Annotated in this window: 22 protein-coding genes; 4 read left to right on the top strand and 18 right to left on the bottom strand. The window is 64.1% G+C overall.

Annotated features, from left to right (window positions below):
* Position 1 precedes the first annotated feature (1 nt).
* The 16 genes from KF857_03515 to KF857_03440 form a co-directional block, all read right to left on the bottom strand.
* Positions 2-2,332 carry a phospholipase C, phosphocholine-specific gene (locus tag KF857_03515; GenBank protein ID MBX3111053.1) on the bottom strand — a complete coding sequence of 777 codons (2,331 nt, stop codon included), beginning with the start codon at positions 2,330-2,332 and terminating at the stop codon, positions 2-4.
* Between the two features lie 40 nt (positions 2,333-2,372).
* Positions 2,373-3,359: a hypothetical protein gene (locus KF857_03510; GenBank protein ID MBX3111052.1), complete on the bottom strand. Its 987-nt coding sequence runs from the start codon at positions 3,357-3,359 to the stop codon at positions 2,373-2,375.
* 23 nt (positions 3,360-3,382) lie between these two features.
* On the bottom strand, positions 3,383-4,291 hold the full coding sequence (locus KF857_03505) for a dihydrodipicolinate synthase family protein (protein MBX3111051.1): 909 nt from the start codon (positions 4,289-4,291) through the stop codon (positions 3,383-3,385).
* Positions 4,288-5,841, bottom strand: coding sequence for a sulfatase (locus KF857_03500; GenBank protein ID MBX3111050.1), 1,554 nt, complete (start codon positions 5,839-5,841; stop codon positions 4,288-4,290). Before KF857_03500 ends, KF857_03505 begins: the two co-directional genes overlap by 4 nt.
* 19 nt (positions 5,842-5,860) lie before the next feature.
* Positions 5,861-6,892, bottom strand: coding sequence for an alkaline phosphatase family protein (locus KF857_03495; protein ID MBX3111049.1), 1,032 nt, complete (start codon positions 6,890-6,892; stop codon positions 5,861-5,863).
* Positions 6,893-6,951: 59 nt separating this feature from the next.
* Entirely contained in the window at positions 6,952-7,659 is a 708-nt protein-coding gene (ric, locus tag KF857_03490; protein MBX3111048.1) for an iron-sulfur cluster repair di-iron protein, read from the bottom strand.
* 13 nt (positions 7,660-7,672) lie between these two features.
* The gene (locus tag KF857_03485; GenBank protein ID MBX3111047.1) at positions 7,673-7,939 is read right to left on the bottom strand and encodes a 4Fe-4S binding protein; all 267 of its coding nucleotides are present in this window, start codon (positions 7,937-7,939) and stop codon (positions 7,673-7,675) included.
* Positions 7,939-8,421, bottom strand: coding sequence for an Rrf2 family transcriptional regulator (locus KF857_03480; GenBank protein ID MBX3111046.1), 483 nt, complete (start codon positions 8,419-8,421; stop codon positions 7,939-7,941). The genes KF857_03485 and KF857_03480 overlap by 1 nt, the downstream gene beginning before the upstream one ends.
* A 65-nt stretch (positions 8,422-8,486) precedes the next feature.
* Positions 8,487-8,981, bottom strand: coding sequence for a redoxin domain-containing protein (locus tag KF857_03475; protein MBX3111045.1), 495 nt, complete (start codon positions 8,979-8,981; stop codon positions 8,487-8,489).
* An 81-nt stretch (positions 8,982-9,062) separates the two neighbouring features.
* A complete protein-coding gene (locus KF857_03470) occupies positions 9,063-9,521 on the bottom strand; it encodes an SgcJ/EcaC family oxidoreductase (protein MBX3111044.1) in 459 nt (152 codons plus the stop codon).
* Between the two features lie 4 nt (positions 9,522-9,525).
* Positions 9,526-10,794, bottom strand: coding sequence for an MFS transporter (locus KF857_03465; protein MBX3111043.1), 1,269 nt, complete (start codon positions 10,792-10,794; stop codon positions 9,526-9,528).
* Positions 10,795-10,818: 24 nt separating this feature from the next.
* Positions 10,819-11,910 (bottom strand): DUF262 domain-containing protein, encoded by a 1,092-nt coding sequence (locus tag KF857_03460; protein MBX3111042.1) that lies wholly within the window; start codon positions 11,908-11,910, stop codon positions 10,819-10,821.
* 131 nt (positions 11,911-12,041) lie between these two features.
* Positions 12,042-12,584, bottom strand: a complete 543-nt coding sequence (locus KF857_03455; protein MBX3111041.1) for a hypothetical protein — start codon at positions 12,582-12,584, stop codon at positions 12,042-12,044.
* Positions 12,585-12,621: 37 nt separating this feature from the next.
* A complete protein-coding gene (locus KF857_03450) occupies positions 12,622-13,236 on the bottom strand; it encodes a DUF5343 domain-containing protein (protein ID MBX3111040.1) in 615 nt (204 codons plus the stop codon).
* A gap of 13 nt (positions 13,237-13,249) precedes the next feature.
* Positions 13,250-13,936 (bottom strand): hypothetical protein, encoded by a 687-nt coding sequence (locus KF857_03445; GenBank protein MBX3111039.1) that lies wholly within the window; start codon positions 13,934-13,936, stop codon positions 13,250-13,252.
* A 261-nt stretch (positions 13,937-14,197) separates the two neighbouring features.
* Positions 14,198-15,298, bottom strand: coding sequence for an adenine-specific methyltransferase EcoRI family protein (locus tag KF857_03440; GenBank protein MBX3111038.1), 1,101 nt, complete (start codon positions 15,296-15,298; stop codon positions 14,198-14,200).
* Between the two features lie 112 nt (positions 15,299-15,410).
* Here KF857_03440 and KF857_03435 point away from each other — a divergent pair, with 112 nt between their 5' ends.
* Positions 15,411-17,045, top strand: a complete 1,635-nt coding sequence (locus KF857_03435) for a hypothetical protein (protein MBX3111037.1) — start codon at positions 15,411-15,413, stop codon at positions 17,043-17,045.
* Positions 17,046-17,105: 60 nt separating this feature from the next.
* The gene (locus KF857_03430; protein ID MBX3111036.1) at positions 17,106-18,056 is read left to right on the top strand and encodes a hypothetical protein; all 951 of its coding nucleotides are present in this window, start codon (positions 17,106-17,108) and stop codon (positions 18,054-18,056) included.
* A 31-nt stretch (positions 18,057-18,087) separates the two neighbouring features.
* On the opposite strand, the gene KF857_03425 is transcribed toward KF857_03430, so the two are convergent.
* Positions 18,088-18,819: a type II secretion system protein gene (locus KF857_03425; GenBank protein MBX3111035.1), complete on the bottom strand. Its 732-nt coding sequence runs from the start codon at positions 18,817-18,819 to the stop codon at positions 18,088-18,090.
* A 127-nt stretch (positions 18,820-18,946) separates the two neighbouring features.
* Between KF857_03425 and KF857_03420 the strand changes: the two genes are divergently transcribed.
* Complete coding sequence (locus KF857_03420; protein ID MBX3111034.1) at positions 18,947-21,217, top strand: glycoside hydrolase family 88 protein; 2,271 nt, start codon at positions 18,947-18,949, stop codon at positions 21,215-21,217.
* 440 nt (positions 21,218-21,657) lie between these two features.
* A complete protein-coding gene (locus KF857_03415) occupies positions 21,658-22,725 on the top strand; it encodes an RHS repeat-associated core domain-containing protein (protein ID MBX3111033.1) in 1,068 nt (355 codons plus the stop codon).
* 2,382 nt (positions 22,726-25,107) lie between these two features.
* Here KF857_03415 and KF857_03410 read toward each other — a convergent pair.
* On the bottom strand, positions 25,108-25,454 hold a 347-nt coding region (locus KF857_03410), incomplete at its 5' end, for a recombinase family protein (protein MBX3111032.1).

Here is a 25,454-nt window from a genome sequence, read left to right as displayed (position 1 = left end):
CTCACATGGCCGGGTCGGACGTGGTCCATTCGCCCGTCTCGACCCGGCCGGCAAAGCGGTAGGCGGTCTCTCCTGCGGACGCCGACACGTCGTACCACCGGGCCGACTTGGCCGTGGAAACCCTGACCTTGCGAGAGCCGTGGGCGGGGACTCTGACCGTCGGCAGCTTCTCGCCATAGCTTTGGTCCTTGACCACCACTTGGATCGATTCGCCGGACGGGTTAAGGATCTCCAGCTGGACGTCACCACCAAGGGACCGGACGTTTGCCTCGAACAGGGGCGTGCCAGACGACTTGACCTGGCGGAGGAAACCGTTTGGCCCGTCGATCCTCACGTGGACACGGTCACCAACGGGGAGTTTGTCGGTGACGGTGTCCCCGGGCGTCACGGCATAGGCGCGGGCGACAAAGGTCGGCGCATAGGAATAAGCCATGAACGCCCCACCGGCGGCCTTCTTGCCGTGCCGCGTGTCCCCTGCCTGAAGACTGATGTGCGCCTCACCGCCCTTGACGACGACGCTGGCCTCAAGTTCGTAAGGCAGGGGGCAGGCGGGGCGGACGCCTGGTTCTTGGGCGGCCGCGACTTTCGACGCCAAGGCGTCGTGCTCCGACAGGCCTCGGACGGGCTCCGGCTCCTTGCGAAAGCTGGCCTTATGGATCCGCTCGATGGTGGTGTCACGCTGGAGGAACTCGGGCAGCTTGGTCTTCTGTCCCTCATAGCGTTGAAACGCCGACGTCAGGTCACCGCAGACCGTCCGGCGCCACGTGCTGATGTTGGACTCGTGCACCTGCTTGCCCTTGCCCGCCAACCATGTCTCGATAAACCTGATGATCGATGTGTGGTCGCTGACCTGAGAGTTCACCGCGCCGCCGCGGGTCCATGGTGAGGCGACCACGAGCGGGCATCGATATCCTAAGCCGATAGCGTGGTCTCGGTTGTGGGTGTCCGCGACGTCGACCGAAGTGTCAATGTTTGGAGAAGTCTTACCGGTCTCGGGCCGACCCGGATGAGGGGCGATGAACGGCGGCACATGGTCGAAAAGGCCGTCGTTCTCGTCATAGCACAGGATGAAGACAGTCTTCTTCCAGACCTCGGGGTCCTTCGTGAGGATGTTCATCGCCTCACTGAGATACCAGGCGCCGAACCATGCCGACCCCGGGTGGTCTGAGAACCGTTCGGGGGCGACAAGCCACGAGACCGCCGGCAGTCCGCCCGACATGACGTCTTGGCGGAACTGGTGCAACACGTCGCCCTTCGGCACTTTGATGGTCCGGCTCGTGCCGTTGTCGTCATAGGTGTGGTCGACAAGGGTGCGAAAGTCAGGGTCTGCAGCGTTGTCGGCGAAGGCCCGGCGATGCAACTCGCGGTCATGCGCGGGGAGAGCGGCCCACGCCGACTCGCTGTAGGTTTCGGCCTCGAGCCGCAACGCGGCGAGCTTGGACTTGGCGTCATTTGTAGCCCCACCCTTGGCCGCTTCTGCCTCAAGCCGGGCGATCTCGCCCTTCACAAACTCACGCCGTCGAGGAGAGAAGCGGACCCGGTATTGCTGGAACCACTCCAACGGGTTGTCGGTGAAGTTAGCCAGCCACGTGTCTTCGTCGCCGTTCAGTCCTGAGCTGATCGAGATTTCGTTCTGATAGACCTTCCACGAGACACCGGCTTCCTGGAGCCGCTCGGGGAAGGTTTTCCATGCGGCCTCTGAGCCATAGTCGGTCTCGCCATTTGTGACCCGGGCCGGGTGGTCGGCGTCCTCGCGAATCGTTCCAGTCCAAAGGAAGAGGCGGTTGGGCGTCGTGCCGGTCAGCGACGAGCAAAACGCTTGGTCAAAGACGGTGAAGCAGTCGGCTAACGCGTAGTAGAAGGGGATGTCTTCCCGGCTGAAGTAGCCCATGGTCATGGGGAACTTGTCACCTCGACGCTTGGCTTGGAGCCATTTGTCATACCTTCCGCCGTGGCGGGCGTCGATCTGGTCAGTCCATGAGTGCGGTGTCCCGCCCATCCATGTGACGTTGGTTTTGTCCATCTCCAGGCGGAACGGCGGCACGACGGTGCCGTCGTCGTCGGTCTGGAACCAGGCGCTTCGTCCGTTGACAAGTTCAAACGGCCGCGGGTCGCGGAACCCGCGGACGCCGCGAAGACAGCCGAAGGTGTGGTCGAACGAACGGTTCTCTTGCATGAGGACCACGATGTGCTCGGCGTCGTGGAATGTGGTGCCCGGGTCGGGGTCGATCATTGCCGCCCGGACGATCGTGGCGGTGATCGCCTCGTTCAGAAAGGCGGACGAACCGACCGCCGCAGCAGCCTTGAGGAAGTCACGTCGGGAAGGGGCCACCCCCGGATTATACGCACGGCGCTTGAAGGCCGGCTTAGGTTCAAGGAACCGTGTACATCCGCACTTCTGGCGAACGGACACCGGGCCGCATCTCGCCGTTGACGACCACCCAGCCGCCTGCCCAGGAGACGCTCGGTGCGGTGACCCTAGGCGCGGTGAGAGACCCCGCCGACACCCATCCTGAGTACGGCGTGGCCAGGAGCTGGACGTCCTTGGCAAAGCCCTTGTGTTGTCCGGGGGGCACACCGACCTGGGAGCCGTCGTCCCCGCCCAGGATGAAGATTCCGCGCGGGGAGGTCGGGGCGGGTGACGGGGCCGCGACGGCGGGCCGGGGCAGGTCGGCGACGCGACGCCAGCCGTGCTGCGGGTCATACCGGTAGGCGTTGCGGAGATACGTGCGGACGGGTTGCCCCTTGGCGTCGGGGTGGAGCGACGCGCCGCCGAACACCCAGAACGAGCCGTCGTGGGACGCGGCGGCGGCGAGGATACGGCCCTCTCCGGGGAATCCAGGGACCTCCTTCCATGCCGGGGTTTGGTCCCCCAAGCCTAGGACATAGACGCGGGACAGGGCCGAGGTCGAGTCCGGCTTCTCCTGCCCCCCGGCGACGTAGAGGAGGTCGCCGACCAAAGCTCCGCATCCGTTCGCCATGGTGACCGGCAATGGGGGCAGGTTTTTGACGGAGAACTTGCCCTTAACAACCTCGACGGTAAAGGCGTCGGCGTAGTGCCGGTCGGCGTCGCTGCCCCCGACACACACGACTCGGTCACGGAAGGACACCGACACACCATAGCCAAGGGGGCGGGGCAGACGGCCGGCCACCCGCCATTCGCCACCGGGCCTGTCCAGGGCATAGACCGTGTCGTACCAGACCTTCTTGCCGCCCTCCCACGGTTTCTTGTCGGGGAAGTTGGCGCCTCCGGCGGTGACGAGAGAGCCATGGCTTGTCCCCGCGTACATCCCGGCGAACCCTTCGGCGTCGGGGAGGGGCGGCAAGGCCGTTGATCCAAGGGACTGGGTCGCCGTCATCATCGCTATGGTGACCAGACACATCATCGCGTCGCCACCCAATCGAAGAACCCTAAGGCGTCGAGGTCGGATTTCAGCCGGGCCACTGAGTCGGCGGTAAGACCCGCGTTGGGCAGTCTCGGTGCGCCGACGTCCACCCCGAGGAAACCCATCGTCGCCTTGGCCGCCGCCATGTACCCGTAGGAGGCGAGCAGCTCGACGAGCCGGACGGACTTCAGCTGCTCCTGTCGGGCCGTCCCCATGTCCCCCGCTTCAAACGCCGAGACCAAGCGGTGGTACACCGGCGCGGCGAAGTTGAAGCTGCTGCCGACGGCACCCTTGGCTCCCAGGGCCAGGGCCCCGAGCATGTATTCGTCGACTCCCCAAGGGATGTCGAACGGGGTGCGCAGGCAGTTCTGGTATGCCATCAGATCGGGGTTGGTGAACTTGATACCGGCGAGGTTGGGGATCTTCTCCGGTGCCCGGGCGAGGAACTCGGGCATCGAGAAGTTCACGCCGGTCAGGGCCGGGATGTCGTAGAAGTAGAACGGCACCTGGGGGGCACTTCTGGCGACTTCGGCGCAGCAGTCGACGAGGACGTCAAGCGACTTCGGCTTGAAGTACATCGGGGCGAGGGCGGAGACCGCCGCCACACCACGCGACGCCGCGTGGGCGGCCAAGGCGCAGGCGTCTCGAAGGCAGTTCGACCCGACGTGGACGACGACACCCAGTCCATGTTCGCAGGCTATAGTTGTCCATTTCTCGGTCATGGCGAGGCGTTCGTCCAGGGAAAGCGAATGACTTTCGCCCGTGCTGCCCCCGATGAAAACTGTCGTGACGCCGTTCTTGGCGAGATGGGCGGCCTGAGCGTCCACGGCGTCCAGGTTCAGCTCCCCGTGGGCGTCGAACGGCGTGTGGGTCGCGGCGACGAGGCCATGGAGCCGGAAGGTCATTTCGCGACCTTCCTTACCGTCGAGGACGGCATGCACGCGCCGACGCCCGGCCTGGCCTGAAGGGACTTCAGGCCAGTCTCGACTTTGGCAATGGCGTCGGGTTCCTCACGCACCGCCCGCATCTCCGCCAGAAGACGCGTCCCCGTCTGGACTAGCAGGTCATGTTGCCCTGGGTCTCGGGCGAGGTTCCGGGTTTCTCCCGGGTCGCGCTGAAGGTCAAAAAGCTCCCATTCCCCAAGCTGGTCGTAGAAGATCACTTTGTGGCGCTCGTCTCGCCAGGCCATGTAGCGGGGTGCCTTATGGTCGGGGTCGTCGCTCTCGTAGAAGTGGCCGTAGACCTCGGTCCTCACCGGCTTGCCCGCCGGGTTTTGCAAGAGGCTCTTGAGCGAATACCCCTGCATGTCGCGAGGGACCGCCACACCCGCAAGGTCGAGGAGGGTCGGGGCGACGTCCACGTTGGAGGCGAGGCGCGACGTCGCCTTGCCGGCCGCCCCTCCCGGCCACGCGACGATCAACGGGGTGCGGCTTGACGGTTCGTAGAACCAACGCTTGTCATACCAACCGAACTCGCCAAGGAAGAAGCCTTGGTCGGAGGCGTAGACCACCACGGTGTTCTTCTCAAGTCCTGAACGCTTGAGGTAGTCCAAGACACGGCCGACCCCGTCGTCCACCGCCGCGACGCACCGGAGGTAGTCCTTGATGTACCGCTGGTAGTTCCGGCGCACCAACGCCTTCCCTTGGAGGGGCACTGTCCCTTCTTTGTCCAGCGGGCGATAGAACGCGTCCCAAACTTTGGCTTGCTCCGCGTTCATGCGCGGCGGCGTGTAGCCAAACTTCAGGTCTACCTTGGGGTTCATGTCGCGGCCGATCCGCATCAGCGTGGCGGCGGCTCCCGACGCCAGTCCGTCGTAGTCACGGAAGAGGTCCGCCGGTTCGGGGACGTCGCGGTCGGCAAAGAGGGGGAAGTGGCGCGGCGCCGGCTCCCAGTTCCGGTGCGGGGCCTTGTGTTGCACCATCAAAAGGAAAGGCGCGGACTTGGGCCGTGCGTCAAGCCAACCAAGGGCTTTGTCGGTGATCAGGTCGGTGACGTACCCGGTCTCCCGGTGGGTGCCCGAAGGGTTGACGAAGTCTGGGTTGTAGTAGGAGCCTTGGCCGGGCAATATCTCCCAATGGTCGAACCCCTGGGGCTTCGACTCCAGGTGCCATTTGCCGATCAAGGCGGTGGCGTAGCCCGCGGCGTGCAGGAGCTTCGGGAACGTGGGCTGCGACCCGTCAAAGGAGGTCGAGTTGTCCTTGTGGCCGTTGATGTGGCTGTACTTGCCGGTGAGCATCGTGGCGCGGCTCGGTGCGCAGATCGGATTGGCCGTGTAAAAGCGGTCGAACCGCACACCGCGGCGGGCGATGGCGTCGATGTTCGGGGTGCGGTTGATCCGTGAGCCATAGGCCGAGACGGCCTGGGCAGCGTGGTCGTCGGTGAAGATCACGACGATATTGGGCCGGTCCGCCCGGACGACGGACGAGAGGACCAGGGCGGTGGCGGCAACGACCATAGGACTCCCTCCCCCAAGCCTACCTACGTGAGGCGATGACCGGGAGCACGGGCGCCGCCTTCGGTTGGGCGGCCCGGTAGTCCTGCCCCAGAAGGGCGGCGATAGTCGTCGCGACCTGCCCGTTGGTGACGGCGGGGACGTTCGTCCGCTCGCCAAGGGCCGGTGTGTCCGGGCCGACGACCATGATCCAGGTCTGCTCGGCCCGGTCGATCTTTTGCCCGTGCGACGTCCACTCCTTGCCCACGCCCCGGCCATGGTCCGTCGTCACGACCATGGTGGTCTTGCCTCGGTATCCGGGCATTGATTGGACGGTCTCCCAGATTTCGCGCATCCAGGTGTCAAAGCGGTGGACGGCGCTCAGATACTTGCTGTAATCGCCGGAATGCGCCCAAGAGTCCGTCTCGCCGTAGAGGACGGCCATGACCCGGGGCTTCTTCGCCTTCAGGTACATCAGGGCCGCCTCGTGGGTGAACGTGTCGTCGGGGTCGGGCGGGAACGGACGGTTTGTCGTCGACAGCATCTTGTTGTAGAGCCGTGACTCTGGGGTGTCGGCGAACCTGATCGGTTCCGGGCCGCACTGGGTGAAGAAGCCGCAACGGGCTTTGTTGAAGATCGCGGAGACCACGTCCCAGTTGGCAAACCCGGCGACCTTGCCCTTGAACTCGGGCTTTTTCGCCAGCCATTCAAAGACGGTGGCGTTCGGGTTGGGGACGGGGTCGTTGCTCGTGATCACGGGGTCGTAGAAGCCCTGCATCGTCTCGCTGTAACCCGGATAGCTGAACTTCAGCGGGTTGGCGACTTGGCAGTCGCTGCCCTTGGTCCGGTTGCCGAAGAGCTGTCCTTGTTTGCCGACGACGCTCCAAGTAAAGGGCATCAAGGCGGCACGGCGTGCCTCCGGCGTCTCGGCCCAGTAGGTCTTGTCTTTGCCGACCAGGTCGGCCTCCGCGCCAGTGAAGACTTCCTGCCAACGCAGGCCGTCGGTGAAGACAAACAGGACGTTCTCGGTCTTTGGCGCCAGAAGGGCGCACGCGGCGACCACGGGAGCGAACATGGGGCCGAGCCTACCACGGGCGCGTGGCGCGCCTCGTGGTGGCTCGGCGGAGGGAACGTTTACAGGGCTTGGGCGGCTTCAATCGCCCGAGGGAACAGGATGTTGTTCTCCAAGTGGACGTGCAGATGGGTGTCGGCCTCCAACTCGGCAAGAGCTTGGAGCATCGCCCGCCAGGTGTTGCAGGCATGTTCGGCGGGGGTGAACCCGTCGGTGAGTTCGCGCATCCGCTCAAGCGCGGCGCCGGCGTCGTCGTGGTCGTCCAGCATGTGCTGGATCGGCTCGGCGATGCGCCGGGAGATCGCCGTCACCTCGCCCTGGCCGTCGAGCGACCGGATGGCCGGGAAGAGGATTTTGTCCTCCTTTTCGGTGTGGAACTCCATGTCGGAGCGGAACCGGGCATAGACGTCGCGGAGTTCGACCAAGCGGGGGTCGCGCTCCTCATGGCGGTCGGCGACACGCTCGGTCATCGCCGTCAGGCGCGGCAATGAGTCGCGCAGGTAGCCGTGGTGCACCTCCTGGATGTGGTCGGCCAGCTTGGCCATGGGTTCCTTTGTCCAGTCGATGGTGGGCGGTTGGGGTTGGGCGTCGCTGGCCTCGAGGTCGTTCACGACCGCCTGAGTGTCGAGACCCTTCTTGGCACACACGTCGGCGAGGGTCTTGCGGCCTCCGCAGCAATAGTCGATGCCCCAGCGTTCGAAGACGCGCGAGCGGGCGGGCTGCTCGGCCACGAGTTGGCCGACAGGTCGGTCTTGGAAGAGGGTGGTCATGGTCTTTGTCCTTCTAGGGTACGGGGTGGTTGGAGACGGCCGCGATGCGGCGGCCCTCGGTGGCGTTTTTCTCGATGTAGTCGGCCCACTGGACGGGCACGTCGTGCTCGACAAAGATGGCGGAGACCGGGCACTCCGGCTCACAGAGACCGCAGTCGATGCATTCGTCGGGGTTGATGTAGAGCATCAAGTCGTCTTCGTAGATGCAATCGACGGGGCAGACCGCGACGCACGAGCGGTCCTTGACTCCAATGCAGGGCTCGGTGATGACGTAGGGCATCAGTCGACCCCTCCTTTGGCCGTGGCCAATTCGGGGGTGGCCATGTGCAAGCGGAAGATCTGGGTGATCTCGGCCCGGTTCGGGGAGACCAGGTCGGCCAGGCTGACCGACCGCAGTTCGGCAAAGAACGCCCCCAAAGCCGAGCCCAGGGCCCCCTTCAACAGACACGCCGAATCAAGCGGGCACTCCGACTTGGTCATGGGCTGCATGCACTGGACGAGGGCGAAGTCGGGTTCGATCGCCTTCACCACGTCCTCGACAGTGACCTGGTGCGCCTCGCGCGAGAGCAAGAGCCCACCGGCACGGCCCCGGGTGGTCTTCACCAGGCCGTGGGCGGCCAGCTTCGCCGCGATCTGCATCATGTGGGCCCGGGAAAGGTCGAGCCGGAGCGCGACCTCGCGGATCGTCGCGGGTTCCCCGCCCTTGGCGGCGAGCACCATCATGATCCGCAGGGCGTAGTCGGTCTGTGCGTTCAGCCTCATGGCACGTCACCATTATACATGAGTCTTACATTCATCTTTCCACCTAGGACGAAAGCCGACCTCTCCTACCAGTATTTGCCGCCGTGGTCGCGCATATAGAGGAGGACCATGGCCACCTCGGCCGGGTTGGCGATGCCCTTCGGGCCCGAAAGGACCTGGCCATAAGCGACCTCGCCGTCGGCGTCGATGACGTAGACCGCGGGCTCGCCGTGGGGCTGGGGGCCCTCGTCCACTTCGTCCGAGCGGTACACGCCGTACTGCTCCGACACCGCGAAGCCCTCGTCGGACAGAAGTGGGAAGGGCAGTTCCAACCGTTCTTTGAGGCGCCGGTGGGCGTCGGGCGGCTCGACGGTCACCGCCGCCATCTCCGCGCCGAGGGAGCGGACGCGGCCCCAGACGTTGGCGTAGGCGAGCAGGTCGCGGCGCGTGGTCGGGCAGTCGGCGAAGCGGAGGAAGAGGAGGAGGAGCGGTCGGCCCTGGCGCAGTCCGGCCAGGGTGCGTGTGGTCCCCGTCTCGTCGAGGAGGGCGAAATCAGGGGCGGTCGTCTTGTTGCGGATCACGTCTTGGTCCTCGGGCAAATTGTGGCCCGAGAAGGGTGACGTGGCGGCTGGCGGTGCCATCGTCGGTGAGGGCGAGGCGGGTCATGTCTGGCGATAGTCCACCGCGCGGAGATTGCCGCCTTCGTCCACCACGTTGGTCTCCATGCCCGGGACGACGTCGGTGTTGTGAGCCAGGACGCACCTCCAGCCGGCGGTGGTGCGGCGCACCACAAAGGAGAAGACGGTATGGCGCGTGCCTGGCTTGACGACCCCGGCGACCGCCGTCTGGCCGGAGAGGACCATGCGCACCTGCACGACGGCGATGACGTCGGACAGCCGCTTCGTCCGCATCGTGCCGATGCTGAGCGTCGACTCGCTGAAGATATGGGCGAGCCCGTAGGCGTGCGCCTTCCGGACGGACTCGCGGTCGTGCCACCAGAGCCCGGTGACGTTGACGAACTCGGCGTCCTCTTCGAACAGCGCGGCTATGCCGTCAGCGTCGCGACGGTTCCACGCCTCGACGAAGGCCAGGGGAAGATCTTCGGGATTGTTCAGCGTCATGTGGTCAGGCCGCCAGTTCGGGCGTCAGTTCACGCTTCGGCCGCACGAGCAAGACCAGCGCGACGTTCACCGCCACCAGCACGGCCCCGACGCCGAGGATCGTCTCGAACGAGGCCCCGCCGTCCTTCATGTGGCCGACCGCGATGTCGGCGAACCCGCCGATGCTCACGCTCAGGAAGTTCATGAGCCCGTAGCCCGTCGCGCGGAACTCGGGCCGGGCGAGCTGGGCGAGGATCGGCATGTTGTTGCAGTCGAACAACCCGAAACCGAGCCCGAACAGCGAGAGGAACGCGACGGCGACCCCGAGGCTGGGCGAGTGGCCCAGGCCGTAGAGCGCGGGGATGAGCAGGGCCATGCCGACCGCACTGACGTACGTCCGCCCCCGCACCGTCCGGCGCACCCACCGGTCCGACATCCAGCCGCCCAGGAACAGACCGGCGAACCCGGCCACGTTCACGTACAGCCCGGCCGACACCCCGGCGACGCCCTGGCTGATGTTGAACTGGTCTTTCAGCATGCTCGGCATCCAGTCCTTCATCATCCAGCCCGGCATGGCGACAAGGGTGAAGTAGACGGCGAGCAGGAGGAAGGACGGGTTGCCGACCAGGGCGCGCAACGTCTCCCCAAGGCCGGGTTTGGCCACCGGGCCGTCCGCGGCCACGGGACGGGGCGCGTCCTTCAGGAAATAGAGCAGGGGGAAAGCGTAGAGGACGCCCAGCGCGCCGGTGACGGTGAAGGCGAACCGCCAGCCCAGGCCGGGGGCGTCGGCGACATAACCCGAGAACCCGCCGAGGATGACGCCGACGTAGATCGCCGCCATGTGGACGCCCACCGCCCGCGACTTGGTCGCTCCGGTGTGGTAGTCGACGATCAGGGCGAGGGCGGCGGGGATGTAGAGCGCCTCGCTCACCCCCATCGCCGTCCGCGTCCAGAGCAGGGTGTGGTACGAGTCGGCGTGGCCCGTCCACCAGGTGATCGCCGACCAGACGAAGAGGCTGGCGCACACGATCCACCGGCGGCTGAACCGGTCGGCCAGGTAGCCCCCGATCGGACTGAAGACCGCGTAGACCCACTTGAACTGGGCGAGCATGACCCCCCAGTTCGTGTCCGTGCCGATGTCCTTGATGTCGGCCATGACGGAGAACTTCATCGACGCGAGCATCTGCCGGTCGAGGTAGTTCAGCAGTGCGACCGGCGCGACGAGGGCGACGACCAACCACGCGGTCCGCAGGGCTTTGGCTTGGGGCGTCGTCGCGGTCATCGTCGGGCTCACCCGGCCTGAGTATGCCCCAGCCGGCTACTTCCCGCCCTTGGTGCGGTTGTCGGCCTTGCACAGCATCTGGCAGTTCGCCGCGTCTGTCTTCCCGCCCTCGTGCCAGGGCTTGATGTGGTCAGCCTCCATCTCGCCGATCTCGAACTGCTTCTTGCACACCGGGCAGACGCCGTTCTGCCGCTCGTAGGCCTCGCGCTTCTGGTTGTCGGTGAAGGCGCGGATGTTCAGGCGCCTCTCGTCGCCGGTCAGCACGTACGGGTAGATGCCCGACTTCTTGGTCACGTCGTCGTCCCGCATCAGCCGCGCGACTTCTTTCTCGAGCGCCGCCGCGTCGAACACCTTGTCCTTATGGTCGCGGTAGAGCGGGCCCCAGTCCACGCTCCTCATCTCCTTGCGGTGGGTCGTGAACGTCCCCGAGACCCACGTGATCGCCGCCTGGAAGTGCGCCCACAGCGCGTTCGCGTTCGGGTCCCCTTGGTGCGCGGCCATGTACTCCTCGACCTTCCCGTCGTTGATCCACTCCAGCGCCGTCTCCAAGAACTCCTGCCGGATCGGCGAGCCGGTCACGTACTTCTCCCCGATCGCGTACGCCGGACAGCCCGTCTTGCTGAACCACTTCTTCGCGTCGGCCAGCCACGGCCCGGTGTAGATCGCGTTGCGCAGTTCCTGGTCGGTCAGCTTCTCGCCCGCGATGTTGATGATCTTGAACCAGTCCAGCTTCTCCTGGTCCGTCCCGTCGCACACATAGATCTGAAGTTCGTAGTCCAGGATCCCCTGCTTCCGGACTTCGCTCAAGTTGTGGAAGAAGTACGGCGCGCCCTCGATCGTCACCGCGAAGTCGCCCTGCACGAACTGGCAGACGCTGACCGTGCGCTGCTGCCCGTCCATCAGCTCGAAGCCGTCCCCCGCCACGACCCAGTACATCGTGTTCAGCGGGAAGCCCTTGCGCACGGTGTGGACCACCTCTTCGCGCTGCTTGTCCTTATAAATGAACTCGCGCTGGTAGGCGGGGCGGATGTTCAGCCGGCCGCCGTAGCCCCGCACCCCCTCTTCCTGATGGTCCACGTAGCCCGCGACCAGCTCCGAGACCTTCACGCTGCGCAGTTCGATCTTCATTTCATCGGCCCCATACGATGGCGTCCGTATCCAGGAAACCGTCGGTCGCACCCCTGTGCGCCGCCCAGAGGCTATTGGTTGATTTGATTCGCAGTGTCATCAAGTGTCCGACCGTGATGCCGTAGGCATTGCTAGAATCCGATCTGCTTATTCCAGTCGGCTAAGTGCATTTCGATTCGGGAAAACTCTGCTGGCAGTAGCAGCCGGTTGTGAGCTACGAAATTCCGGGCCTTCTCCAAGTCTTCGAACTTCTGCTTGATCCAGGCTTGGGTCGGGATGACGTCCTCAAAGTCATCCCACTTCGCAATGATGATGTCGGAAAGCTGACCAAAGTCAATCCAATAGATCTTTCCTTTGTTTTGGCCTTCGAGCCACGAGTTCTTTGCAGCATCTGCCTCCCGTGAGTCCGCATGTCTTCGAATCTTCTCAGGAACCGCCGAGTCCCACCAATTCGTACCGTACTTTTCTTCCAAGCGATCCCGGACGAACTCCCGGACGCTGTTTTCAAAGCAGTTCAAATATGCGTAGAGGCGGGCCATTTGCAAGGCCTCGTTTCGCATGCTCAAACCGAAGGAAGCAAGTACTTCGCCGAACAGGCTTTCTTCTGTCGATCTGAGATCGTGTCCGAGTTGCACGCCAGCGCGACGGAACTGTTCGGCTTCTAGTTCGAACATCAAGCCCCGAAACAAGTAGTCACGCAAATCCTTCGGATTACTCTTCAAGAAGGTTCTCCCGGAGTGCCCTAAATATCGCATTGAAGACTTCAATATCCTTTGTGGCAGGAAGGTGGATTTCAATGTTGTAATGCAGGCCAGTCGAAAATTTGCGTCCTCCAGGCGTTCCCTTCTCTCCTATTGCAAGCTCTTCGACATCCTCTTGCTCGGTCGGGATTGTTCCCGCCTTCGCCGAATGATCCGCAAGCTTCCAGAAGGCCAGGAACGTGGCGGCAGCGAGTTTTGACTTCGATTCATCCAGTCCGCCTTCAGATGTAAACTTGCCTTCTATCGCCGTTCGATCAGACTCCGATAAATTTTCATTGATCTGGAACAGGCTCGCGTACGCCTCCCGCAGCGCGGCCCCGAGAACTTGCTTCGATTTGGATTTGTCTCGATAATCGTGATAGCGCTGGGTCGGCGCTCCTTCGGAGGTCAGGAAGCCAATGGCCTTCAGAACGGGCAGAATTGCCCGATCACCGCTTGCTTTGAAGCCGATGCCCTTAAGGTGAGCCTGCGTAAACTTGGCGGGAGGGGCTCCTTCGACAATCTTTGCAAGAATCTTCGAGACGTTCCCGGTCCCGCCCGCCATGTAGTTGGTCGGTAGTGACATATAACCTTCCCCCCTAACTATGCGCGATCACCGTCAGCGTCGCCGACCAGTCGGTCGTCACCACGTCGGCGTCCACATACGCCGCCTGGTAGCGCCGCTCCTCGGGCTCGCCCGCGACCAGCGCCGCGCGGTTGTCCACGAAGGGCGGGGTCATGTCCGTCCCGATCTCCGTCCACGTCGCCTCGGCCGCGCGCTGCGAGCGCACCCGGACGCCCGCGTGGCCGCCCCGGTTCCAGCCGACCTCGACGTTGTAGCCGGTCAGGGCCGTCCCCGTCAGCACCGGCGGGGTGACCCCCGGCGCGGCCCCCGTGCTCACGATCCCCAGGTCCTGGCCGATCGCGACGGTGTAGCCCGGGTCCGTCTTGATCCGCGCCGCGATCTGCCGGTACCAGGGGACGATCCCCGCGATGGCCCCGACGGGGAAGTCGGCCCAGGCCGTCGCCGACGGCGCGGTCGGCACCGCCGTCCCCAGCGGGGCGTAGAGCATGATGTTCTTGACGTTCGTGTACTCTTGGGCGTCCTCGCGGATGTTGTTCACCGTGTTGACCGCGGCGGCGAGGGTCGTCGAGTTCGTGTTGGCCTGGGTCACGTCGGCGGCGGCGACGGTCGTCAGCACCGGCTCGTGCACGGCCAGCTTCACCGCGAAGTTCTGGGCGAACGAGATCAACTCGGTCTCGGTCAGGTTCAAGAAGTCGGCCATGGTGTCGTGTTTCTACCTGAATTGTCCGACCTTGCGCGACGAATCCCCCGACCGGCGCGATGAATGCCGCGACCCGTGCGGCGGCGGCCCCGACCGGAGCCATGGATGCTTCGACCGGAGCGGCGGCGGCCCCGACCGGCGTCGCAGATTCCCCGACCGGCGAGGCGGCGGTCTCGACCGGCGCGGCAAATTCCTCGAGCGGCGAGGCGGCGGGCCAGACCTGGGTCGCAGATTCCCCGACCGCCGCGGCGCGGCGGGGGCTCACTTGCGCCTGATGACCACGCGGACGTACGTCGGCTTGCCCTTGATCGCGCTGTCCTTGTCCTTGATGAGCCCGTGCTCCTTGAAAGGGGCCGTAGTCTTCTTCTTCCGGAGATCGTTCGCGTCAAGGATGGCGAACTGGTCGGGGTTGTACTTGTCGAAGAAGGTGATCGGCACCCCCATCGCCCCGTCGTAGTCCACGGGGATGTCGGCGACCTTGTTCACATTGATCGCGTCGTAGTTGTCGTACTTCGGGTATTCGGCGGCGGTGTACTTCCGGAAGAGCGGGATCGTCTCGTGCCGCTTCGGGTTGTCCATGTTCGTGAACCAGCCGACGTTGCGGAACTTGACGAGGCCGGTGCTCTGGTCGTAGACGCCCGAGGCGAACTCGCGGACGTTCGCCTCGGGGATGCGGAAGAACGCGTTGCCGTTGGCGAAGCCGGTCCCTAGCCAGACCTTGTTCTCCTTGATGAGTTTGAAAACCTCCTTGTAGGTGATCGCGTTCTTCGAGCCGATGATGAGGAACTTCTTGTCGTGCTCGACGAGCTGGGCGATGTACTCGCGGAAGAGGGAGAAGGGCGGGTTGGTGACGACGACGTCCGCCTCCTTCAGCGCCGCGACGCACGCCTGGCTGCGGAAGTCGCCGCCGGGGTAGGTCCCGTCGCCCTGGAGCGGGCGGGCGACGTTCTTGCGCTGTTTCAGGAGCAGGCCGACGTCCACGAGGTCCACCGAGCCGTCCTGGTTCAGGTCGGGGACCTCGACGATCTCGACGAGGTAGGGCTCCTTGTTCCTCTGTTCCTTCAGGCCCTCGATCTCGAAGAGGGGGAGCTGGCCGCCGACGACGGGCGATCCGGCGTAGCTGGCGCAGACGAGCTTTTTGAGGCCGAGGGCGCGGAAGTTGAGGGCGAAGTACCGGAAGAAGTTGGACTCGTAGGGGTCGTCGCAGTTGCAGAGGACGACTTTGTTTTTGAGGTGTTTGGTGTAGTGCTTGAGTTCGTTGGCGATGTCGGGGAGCTGGGTGTAGAACTCGTCCTGCTTGGCGCGCTTGGCACTGGAGAGGGTGCGGTTACCGGGGGCTTCGGCGTCCTTGTTCTCGGCCATCGGGTCTGATTATTGCCGACATCGGCCGGGGCCATGGGCGTCTGGCCGTCGGGGCGGCTCCGGGATAGAATGGGGCGGTGCGGCCGTCGCCAGCCGCCCGGACCCCCTGACCATGAAGACGTGCCTCGCCTTGCTGGCCCTGCTGTCGGGGGCGGCCCCCGCCGTCGGCCGCGACGTCCCGCCGCCCCTCGCGACGCCGGTGGAACTGGTCGTCTCGGGCCGCACGTCCACCCTCAGGTCGGTCACGGTCCGGGACGTGGGGCAGGAGGTCCCCAAGACCTTCTCGGGGGACCGGCTGAAGAACTCGCCGGGGTTCAAGTGGTACGTCAGCCGGCACTACGCGCTGCAGACCGACTATGACGCGGCGCGGGCCCGCCACCTCGTCACCCTCCTGGAGTTGGCGTACCCCCACTACAGGGAGGCCTTCGGGCGCGAAATGCCGGGCAACGAGACGACGCGGATGGCGGTGGTCTACGCCGCCAGCGCCGACTCGCTCCGCAAGGTGCTGCTCGGCGACGGGATCAATTGGAGCTTCCACGGAGGCGGGATCACGTTCGAGGGCGTCAAGGCGGCCTTCGTCTATCCCAGCGGTTCGCTGCAATACCACCAGCGGGCGATCATGCTCCACGAGGCCGTCCATCTCTACCAGATGTGCCTGAACGGGACGGTCGGCAACACGCCGGCGTGGTACTTCGAAGGGGTCGCCGACGGGCTGTCCAGCCACGTCTGGGACGAGTCGGCCCGGCGTCTGACAATGGGCGTCACCGACAAGCCGACGATCGCCAACTGGTACGACGACGGCCTGGAGGATTTCGCCCGCACCCCGTTCAAGCTGTCCCAACTCCTGGGCGAGCAGCCCAAGTCGCGGGCCCGCAGCTTCCTCATCTACACGTTCTTTACGAGCGACCGCGAGCGGCTCACCCGCTTCCGGACCTGGCGCGACGAGATTTCTAAGCTCAAGCCGGGCGAGGCCTGGCAAGGGCCGTCAGCCCGCCTGTTCGAGCGGTTGTTCGGCATGGCGAGACTCGACGCGGACTTCGACGCGTGGGTCCGGGCCCGCCGTTCGTCGTTCCACTACGTCGACTGGGGCTGGGAGCAGGACGGGGACACGTTGATATCCTATGGCTGGCCGCAGTCGGGCCCCTTCTCGCAGACCAACCTGAACTTCCCGCCCGGCCAGACCCCGGTGTACGACCCCTTGGTCATGGACTACCCGCTGCACCCGCAGTCCTCGCTCGTCGGGCCGGTCCGGCGGGGTGTCCCTGAGCCGACCGTCGGGTGCCTGGTCGGTTTCCAGAACACGCCGGACACGGGGGTCGCGGGCCTCGGCCTTGGTGTGGAGGACCGGTCGATGGTCAAGGTCCTCGTCGACCGGCGTCAGGCCGTCGTCGTCGACGGGACAGACCTCGGGGCGGGCAAAGCCACCAAGGCGCTCGGCGAGGCGTTCCGGGCCGCGACCGCCAAGACGATGGAAGTCGGCCTGACCGTGCGCGTCGCCGCCAAGGGTTTGGAGGTCACCGTGCGCGGCGGGCAGCCCGGTCACGTCCAAACGGTCACCGTCACCCTCCCGCTGGACCGGGCCCAGCGACAACGGGTGCTCTCCCGGCCCTTGGCCGTGCTCTCGCGTGACGGCCGCCACCGACTCACGCCCTACGTCGACGACCGCCGCATGCCCGAGCCCGATCTGTCGGTCCCCGCGCCGCCGAACCGTTGGCGGCTCCCGGTCTGGGCGCGGACTGCCGGATGACTTGGTGAGGTCGGCACGAATCTTTTGGCGCCTCGCCGATGACCCTGATATGATAGGGGCATGTCTGTTATTGTTTCTGCCCTCGCCTTAGCCATATCCGTAAGCCAGGACGGTGGCCTTTTCCAGCCGAACCAGCCCCCGACCGGGACTCTGGCCTTGCCTCCGGTCGGAGCCGAGCTAGGTGTCTTCGGCAAGTGGGAAAGGCCCGCGGGGCTCGCACTCGGCAAAGAGCCCCGGATCGAATCCAAGAAATCTGACATCCAAATCAAGTCGTTGACGACCACGCGGGTGGACGACCCATACGGCGGCCGCGGACACGTCCGGGTCGACGTCGTGCTGACCGGGAGCACGCCCGACCACTATGTCGACCTCTATGTCGCCGGCTACTACATGGGTGTCATCGGCGAGGTCGAGGGCGTCAAGGACGTCGGCCGTCGACCGGCCTACGAGTTCGCCCGTGTCCACCACAACGGACTGAACAAGCATCCGACCGGCAAGCTGTTTCGCACCTGGCAGTTCCGGGTCCCCGACGTCTTGCCCGCTAAGGTCCGGGCCGAGCTCTACCAGATCAAGCTCGGCAAGCCGGCGCGTCTCCTCGCCACAAAGGAGACCGGCTTCGACACGGACTTCAAGGACATGGGCGTCTTGACGGGATACCTTTTCGGCGTCCCGGGGAAGTCGGTGACGAAAGCCTCGTTCCTGGTGCTCCCGGGCACGGAGTCGGTCAGCGTGCGCGTGCCGGCCCTGAAGCCCCTCAAGCCCGGCGACTTCAGCAACGACCTCACGTTCAACATCCGCACGAAGGGACGGACGGAGGTCCACGAAACGCTGGCCAAGGACATCCAGGGTCGTGGACTGCGTTGGAAGGCCACGTGCGTCAGCGCCGGCCCGTTGGCAAAGGACCGGGACACCCGCAACAACGAGTATTGGCCCGGGTTAAAGGACGCCGGATACCTGGACGTCCCGCCAGTCCGGGTGGGCTCGACCGTGACCTACCCGGGAGGGGCGTAGGCACCTCCCGGGGCCACCCTGCGCCATTCCGTCAGGGCGCGCTGGTGGCGATGAAATCCGAGACCTTCAGACTCTTGACGTTACGCCAGCGCACGCTGCCGTCGTGGCTCAGGGGGTTGAAGCCCCCGGTGTGGCGGTCGGGGTAGTGGGTGTGCTTGGTGTCGGCCTCGGGCGGGAAAGGCGTCCACGGGGGTCCGGCGTGGCCCGTCCGAGTGTCGGCGCAACCCGGCGTGCGGCGGTGGTCCCACACCTGGAGCACGACGGGGTTGGCGACCTCGCTGGCGCTGCGGCCCATGGGCCCCTCGGTGACGTAGCTCATGGCGTAGCCGACTTGCCAGACCGTGTCCGACGGGTCCTTAAAGATCTGGAAGTTCTTGACGTAAGGCTGGAGAAACCCGCCCTTCCAGTGGTAGTAGGGTCCGGGCCAGTCGGGCTCCACCGAGTTGTCGTAGGGTGCCCACCAGATCTCCTGCGGCCCGGTCCATTGCACCGGGTTGGTGAGATACGTGCACAGTTCGTTGCCGGGAAGGTCCGGGCAGAAGCGGTACCGCGGGTTGTAGTCGTCGTAGTCGGGGCGGTACATCGCGATCGCAAGGCCGATCTGCTTGAGGTTGGAAAGGCACACCGCCTTCTTGGCGGTCGCTTTGGCCTGGGCAAACACGGGGAACAGGATGGCGGCAAGGACCGCGATGATCGCGACCACGACCAAGAGCTCGATGAGCGTGAACGCCCTTGGTCGGCGGTTTCTTCTCTGGGGAGCCATGACCGCTTGTTACCCATGGCCACCAAAGGTCGCAGGGACTGCCGGACGGTGCGCCGGGACCTTCGTGCGGGAGGGAGAAAGGTGACGGGTCGTCCGGCCAGAGGCCGGACGTGGATAGACTCTACCCATGTTCGCCGCGCTAGTCCTCGCCATGGCCCCCTTCGGACACGACCACGTCGTGGCCCGCGACGGGGGATGGTGCTGGTTCGCCGACCCACGGGCGGTCTGGTTCCGCGGGCGGATCGTCGCCGGGAGCGTCGCCTCCGACGGTGACGTCACCGTCCATGACTACGACCCGGTGGCGAAGAAGGGGACCGACCTGCTCCTCGCCGGGCAGTTTGAGCGGGACGACCACGACAACCCCGCCTTCCTTCCCCTGTCGGGCGGGCGGCTACTGGCGTTCTATTCCAAGCATGCGGGCCGCGAGATCTGGATGGCGGAGTCCGACGGAGGCGCCGGTGCGCTGCGCTTCGGCCCCGCCCGGGCTCTGAAGCTGAACGGACAGGCGACGCGGATGACCTACACCTATCCGAACCCCCAGTCGCTTTCGGCAGAGAAGGGCCGCATCTACCTCTTTTGGCGCGGCATGGACTGGAAGCCGACGTTCAGCTGGTCCGACGACCAGGGCAAGACGTGGGAGCCGGGCCGGGTCTTCGTCCAATCCCCCGGCACGGGGCCGGGCGTCCGTCCCTACATGAAGGTCGCCGGTGACGGCGTCCGTCGGATCCACTTCGCCTTCACCGACGGCCACCCCCGCGACGAACCCACGAACTCGATCTATTACATGCGCTACGAGGGCGGGGCGTTCCGCGACGCCGCCGGCCGCGTGGTGGGCCGCCTCGACGGGCGCCCCGTCGACCCCAAGCAGGCCGGCCTGGTCTACGACGGAGAAGCAGAGAACGTCAGGGCGTGGATCTGGGACGTCACCGCCACGAAGAAGGGGGACCCCGTCATCGTCTACACCCGGCTGCCCGCCGAGGACCACCACGTCTACCGCTACGCCTGGTGGGACGGACGCCGTTGGGTCGACCGGAAGATCGTGGACGCAGGCAAGTGGTTCCCGCAGACACCACCGGGCACGAAGGAGCTCGAACCCCACTATTCGGGCGGCGTCTGCCTGGACCCCGCCGACCCTCGGTTCGTCTATCTCTCCCGCCCGGTCGGCGGCCGGTTCGAGATCGAGCGGTGGTTCACCGCCGACGGCGGTGACACCTGGAGCCATGTCGCGGTGACCGGGGCGAGCAAGCACGACAGCGTCCGGCCGTTCGTGGTGCGGGGCGACCGCCCCGGACAGGGGCCGGTCGTCATGTGGGAGAACGCCTCGAAGTACCGCCACTACACCGACTACCGCGCCACCCTCCAGGCCGCCGACGAGGACCGCGGGCCCTGGTCGGCGACGGACCCGACGCGGACAATGGAGGCGGTCTGGCGATGGGTGCGGAGCAACCCCTCGCGGCACCAGCCCACCGACTGGACGGTGGCCCCCCTCTACTCGGGCGTGCTGGACTATGCCGCCGCCACCGGCGACGAGGAGGCCCGGTCTTGGGTGCGGGCCGTCGGCGAGGCCAACGCCTGGAAGCTCGGCCCGCGAAAGCTCATGGCCGACGACCACGCCGTGGGCCAGGCGTACCTGCAGCTCTACGCCAATGACCACGACCCGCGCGAGCTCGCCGCGGCCCGCGCGATGGGCGACAATGTCGCCGCCGCCGACCACACCGGCAGCCTGGAATGGAAGGACTCCGTCCACGACCGCGAGTGGGCGTGGTGCGACGCCCTCTACATGGGCCCGCCGACCCTGGCGATGCTCGCCCGCGAGACCGGCGACCGCAAGTACCTCGACCTGGCCGCCCGGCTCTGGCAGAAGACGTCCGACTACCTCTACGACCCCGTCGAACACCTCTACTTCCGCGACAGCCGGTACTTCAAGACCCGCGAGGCCAACGGCAAGAAGGTGTTCTGGTCGCGGGGCAACGGCTGGGTCCTCGCCGGGCTGGCCCGGGTGCTCGGCCAAGTCCCCAAGGGCGACCCCGTCCGGCCCCCGCTGGAGGCGCAGTTCAAGGCGATGGCCGCCCGCGTGGCGGGACTGCAGTCCAAGGACGGCTACTGGCGGAGCAGCCTGCTCGACCCGGCCTCCTACCCGGCCGCCGAGACGAGCGGCACCGGGTTCTTCTGCTACGCCTTGGCCTGGGGGGTCAACGAAGGACTGCTCGACCGGGCCGCGTTCAAGCCCACCGTCGACCGCGCCTTCGCCGCCATGACCCGCGCGGTCGACCCCAACGGACGGCTGGCCTGGGTGCAGCCGATCGGCGCCGACCCCCGCTCGGTGTCGTATGCGGACACCGACGCCTACGGCGTGGGGGCGTTCCTCCTCGCCGCGTGCCAGGTGGCCAAGATGTGATGAGCCGGGGCGGCGCCGGCGGGGACGACCGGGGTCACGACGGCCGCTCCCCCCGGCCGCTCCAAGGGCCTGGATGCGCTGGTCAAAGAGCCGTCCTCGTCGGCCGTGCGGAGGCCCCCCTCCGACCTTTCGCTAACCTTTCGCTTACCTTTCGCTCACCTTTCGCTCACTTTTTGCTCGCGCCGCCCCCGCCGACCGGCTTTGGGGGCCATGTGGCGGCCCGCCGAGAGGGTCCGGTAAAAGCCGCCATGACAATGCAGGAAGCGCTGAGCACACTTGCCGCGCTGCTGATGAATGGCACCGAGACGCCTGTTTCTCGATGGCCTCGCCGGGTGCGTGGACGCAGTCATCATGCCATCGCAAGAACGTGTTGGTTGACGCGGTGATCGGTGCCCGATTGGAAGCTTCCTCCATGCTAGGATGAAGACGAGGTGTGAGCGATGAGCCACAAAGAGCCGACCCACGATTGGCTGCCCGCCGACATCGACAAGATGTCGGACTTGCTCCCAATCATCGGGGCACCGGGCTTTCAAGTGTGCCTCGCGCCCGACCCGCCCAAAAAGACCAAGGGCCGGGCCACGAGCATCGTCGGGCCTGGCGTTTCCCAGAGCAACGTCTACAACGGCCTCGACACCCGCGTGGGCTCGACCACAAACTCGGTGGGCCGCTCTTTCCTGCGGGACGGAGCCTACGTCACCGATCCAGTGCTCTCCGACGGAGCGGCAACCTACGCGCCGGGCGTTTCCGAGCGAAGAAGGGCGGCCACGACCTTCCTTCATTCGGGCACCAAGAATGCCGACGCCCAGAGCGGGACGGGCCAGACGGTGGCGGCATCCAGGCAGTACGACGCTTTCGGCAACCTCATTGCTTCTACGGGGACATGGAACGGTCCCTTCGGTTATGCGGGCGGATTCGGCTATCAAGAGGATGCTACGGGCCTGAGGCTTCTGGGGCACAGCTACTATGACTCCTCTACCGGAAGATTCCTTACACGCGACCCTATCAATGATGGACGCAATTGGTATCTCTATTGCGATAATGACCCTCTTAGCCGGCAAGACCGTACCGGGCTAGCTTGGCATGATCCCGTCTCGGTTACTGTAACTGCTGGTTTTGGTGGCAAGGTCATTGCATTCGGAGACTTTCCGTGGATGCCTGGCGACGGTTGGCGAGATACAGAAGTGCCACGTGGATATGTAACTCACCCCGACATGGACGTGGATATGGTCCTGATCATACATCCAGACGGTCGCACTGAGTTCGTGTTTCTACCAGGCAACGGGATTGTTGGAGACGGTAAGGAGACGCGTTCTTGCTACTACATAGACGCTGACGGAAAAGTCCGCTCTGATATCTGTCAAACCCCATGCATCCCAGCCGGCCCTGGCTTATTTCAATGGTGGGATCAACGTTGGAGCGATTGGATTGAAGAAGCATACGGGACAGGCTTCCCGAAGGGTTATGGACCTAAGCAGTCACCATTCGAGCCCTGTCTGGCGCGCTGGTAGCTATGATCGAGTTGATCTTGTTTTGGGCATCAGGGCTAGGAGCCTTGTCCCTAGTCGTTTGCCTTTGGGCATTCGCTCCGCTAGTAGTTCCCTTATTGCTCGCGGTTCGACTCTTCTTTGGGTTAGGCCAGGTGTCGAGAACAGTATTGATTATTGCTACTGGTTCATGTCTACCATATGCACTTCCCGCCTCTTGGTTAGGAGGTGGACTGATATATTTAGCCGTACTCGTAATAGTAATATGCCCTCCGTGTAGTCTCTGGGCGCTCTTCAACAAGCAAGGAGATCAGCAAGCGAAAGAATGGATTTTGGTACTACTGGCTCCTTACGCTCTTGGAGCTGCACTTCGGATTATTCCTGCTACGATTAGTCCTGTAGGATAATACTCGACAGGCTACTTGTAGTAGGAACATAACTCAAAAACACCGCTTTAAGCAAGAATAGCTCAATGCGCCCCCAAGGCCCCACTTTCAACGCTTCGAGTAATGACGCCTTGGCCGCGATAGAACGCCTCTCGGTTCAGCACTCGCAAGACTTGGACATGGGAGAACTCGGTCCCTCGCCTTGGCTCGGAGACCTTGTTCGCAGACGAGTAGGAACGGTAGGAGTTCACCTCTGGGGAAACCGTTGACAACAGTTTACGAAGTGTTGGCCCCGCCTGGGAAACGGTATGGAGAAGGATAGCCAACGAGCATGACATTGTTTCATCCTGACTCGCACGTTTGCGAGCAAAGTGCCCTATAATGGGAGCTATTCGAAGAGTTCCCTGATGTCGCTGACTGTCCTTTCCCGTGCCCGTGCGTTTCGCGCCATGTCCCTGTGCATGGCCGCGACCCTGACCTACAGCGCGCGGCGGCAGGCTTGAACGCCCTCGCTCTCGGGGCGGTGGAACTAGGCTCCCAGGTTCTTCGGGGACGGGCTCCCCACTTTACCGAGCGACCGACAAAGGTGTACCGAGGGGACAACCCACGCCGGGATTCTATGCGTTCGAACTGGTGGACGCCGAGACTCCAGCGCGACTTAGCTGACAATTTACAGTTGTGGAGATCGCTTTGAAGATCATTGCATGGTTTCTGGTGATTGGTTCATTCGCCCTTTTCCTCTCCGGGTGTTCGCACACAAAGACGATCTTTGTTGTGAACTACCGCAATGAAAATCTCACGGTCTCAACCAGTGAGAGTCGCGGACAAAGTGACTCCGTGGTTGCTCGGTCGGGTACCACTCTGACGTGTGATGAATATGTGGGTGGTTCCTTAACGATCATCTTATTGAACTCAAAAGGCACTAAGGAAACTCTCGTTGTTGATTCGACTACAATGAAATCGATGACGATCAAAGACTCAGTAGTCATTGTAGAAATACGATGACTACTGAATAATTGCGATGTGTGCTCCCACAGCCACGTTTTCGACGCTTCGCGTGATGACACCTTGACCGCGATAGAACGCCTCTCGGTTCAGCACTCGCAAGACTTGGACAAGGGTGAACTCGGTCCCTCGCCTTGGCTCGGAGACCTTGTTCGCAGACGAGTAGGAACGGTAGGAGTTCACCTCTGGGGAAACCGTTGACAACAGTTTACGAAGTGTTGGCCCCGACTGGGAAACGGTATGGAGAAGGATAGCCGACGAGCATTACATTGTTTCATCCTGACTCGCACGTTTGCGAGCAAAGTGCCCTATAATGGGAGCTATTCGAAGAGTTCCCTGATGTCGCTGACTGTCCTTTCCCGTTCCCGTGCGTTTCGCGCCATGTCCCTGTTCATGGCCGCGACCCTGACCTACAGCGCGCGGCGGCAGGCTTGAACGCCCTCGCTCTCGGGGCGGTGGAACTAGGCTCCCAGGTTCTTCGGGGACGGGCTCCCACTTTACCGAGCGACCGAAAGGCAAAGAAACGGAAGTACAAGCGGTGACAAGGACAAGAGACTTCCTTTGGCCGAGCGTATTCCTAGTTCTTGCTATTCTCAGTTTTATAATCCGAAGTGGTCTAGGGATACCAGTTCTGTCTGGCACGTGGATCAGGAGCATCGTCACCATGGAGCCATTCGGCTTCAATGTGACGGGTCTTGGCCCTTGGTACGACGGGTCATGGGGATGGCCGTTACTCGTTGCCACCGTGCTCGTGTTTATCTCCGCTTTGGTAGTGTTGAGCCGCGATCAGAACCCATTGTTTGCATATGCGGTGTTCATCCTTCTAGGAATAGCATCGATACCCACATGGGCATTCCCGTTGTCTCTACTGGTTCCAGTAGCACTAATAGGACTGCCAATAATCGCGTTCAGCGTGATCTGGCAAGTCTTTAGAAAAGGGCCCCATTCTTATTCGCAAGCCTCACAACTCCGTGCAGCCTATGTACTTTCCCTGTTCTCCCTAGTGCTCGCTGGCCTAGATTGGGCAATGGTTTTTCTTGTCGGAGGAAGCTAACAGGATGGCCGAGTGTGCTCCCGAAGCTCCACCTTCGACGCTTCGAGTGATGACACCTTGGCCGCGATAGAACGCCTCTCGGTTAAGAACTCGCCAGACTTGGACATGGGAGAACTCGGCCCCGGCCTTGGTTCGGAAGCCTTGGGCGTTCAGTTCTCCCGCGAACTTTTGAAGCGTCATTCCCTGATCACGCATGGCGATGACCAGCCGGATCGATTCGGCTTCCTCTTCGATCAGTCGAAGGGCACGCTTACCGGGGTTCCCCCTTTGGTCTTCGGGCCGACAGCCGAGAACACCGTGGCCACCCG

Source organism: Fimbriimonadaceae bacterium, from assembly GCA_019638795.1.
In the GTDB taxonomy this organism is placed as follows: domain Bacteria; phylum Armatimonadota; class Fimbriimonadia; order Fimbriimonadales; family Fimbriimonadaceae; genus JAHBTB01.
The sequence above is the reverse complement of the archived record's forward strand: the minus strand, read 5'-3'. Positions and strand labels throughout refer to the sequence as shown.

Excerpts from the sequence above, each read along its gene's own strand:
- KF857_03510 (MBX3111052.1), bottom strand. The coding sequence starts at position 3,359 with ATGACGGCGACCCAGTCCCTTGGATCAACGGCCTTGCCGCCCCTCCCC.
- KF857_03505 (MBX3111051.1), bottom strand. The coding sequence starts at position 4,291 with ATGACCTTCCGGCTCCATGGCCTCGTCGCCGCGACCCACACGCCGTTC.
- KF857_03500 (MBX3111050.1), bottom strand. The coding sequence starts at position 5,841 with ATGGTCGTTGCCGCCACCGCCCTGGTCCTCTCGTCCGTCGTCCGGGCG.
- KF857_03495 (MBX3111049.1), bottom strand. The coding sequence starts at position 6,892 with ATGTTCGCTCCCGTGGTCGCCGCGTGCGCCCTTCTGGCGCCAAAGACC.
- ric (MBX3111048.1), bottom strand. The coding sequence starts at position 7,659 with ATGACCACCCTCTTCCAAGACCGACCTGTCGGCCAACTCGTGGCCGAG.
- KF857_03485 (MBX3111047.1), bottom strand. The coding sequence starts at position 7,939 with ATGCCCTACGTCATCACCGAGCCCTGCATTGGAGTCAAGGACCGCTCG.
- KF857_03480 (MBX3111046.1), bottom strand. The coding sequence starts at position 8,421 with ATGAGGCTGAACGCACAGACCGACTACGCCCTGCGGATCATGATGGTG.
- KF857_03470 (MBX3111044.1), bottom strand. The coding sequence starts at position 9,521 with ATGACGCTGAACAATCCCGAAGATCTTCCCCTGGCCTTCGTCGAGGCG.
- KF857_03460 (MBX3111042.1), bottom strand. The coding sequence starts at position 11,910 with ATGAAGATCGAACTGCGCAGCGTGAAGGTCTCGGAGCTGGTCGCGGGC.
- KF857_03455 (MBX3111041.1), bottom strand. The coding sequence starts at position 12,584 with ATGTTCGAACTAGAAGCCGAACAGTTCCGTCGCGCTGGCGTGCAACTC.
- KF857_03450 (MBX3111040.1), bottom strand. The coding sequence starts at position 13,236 with ATGTCACTACCGACCAACTACATGGCGGGCGGGACCGGGAACGTCTCG.
- KF857_03445 (MBX3111039.1), bottom strand. The coding sequence starts at position 13,936 with ATGGCCGACTTCTTGAACCTGACCGAGACCGAGTTGATCTCGTTCGCC.
- KF857_03440 (MBX3111038.1), bottom strand. The coding sequence starts at position 15,298 with ATGGCCGAGAACAAGGACGCCGAAGCCCCCGGTAACCGCACCCTCTCC.
- KF857_03435 (MBX3111037.1), top strand. The coding sequence starts at position 15,411 with ATGAAGACGTGCCTCGCCTTGCTGGCCCTGCTGTCGGGGGCGGCCCCC.
- KF857_03430 (MBX3111036.1), top strand. The coding sequence starts at position 17,106 with ATGTCTGTTATTGTTTCTGCCCTCGCCTTAGCCATATCCGTAAGCCAG.
- KF857_03425 (MBX3111035.1), bottom strand. The coding sequence starts at position 18,819 with ATGGCTCCCCAGAGAAGAAACCGCCGACCAAGGGCGTTCACGCTCATC.
- KF857_03420 (MBX3111034.1), top strand. The coding sequence starts at position 18,947 with ATGTTCGCCGCGCTAGTCCTCGCCATGGCCCCCTTCGGACACGACCAC.
- KF857_03415 (MBX3111033.1), top strand. The coding sequence starts at position 21,658 with ATGAGCCACAAAGAGCCGACCCACGATTGGCTGCCCGCCGACATCGAC.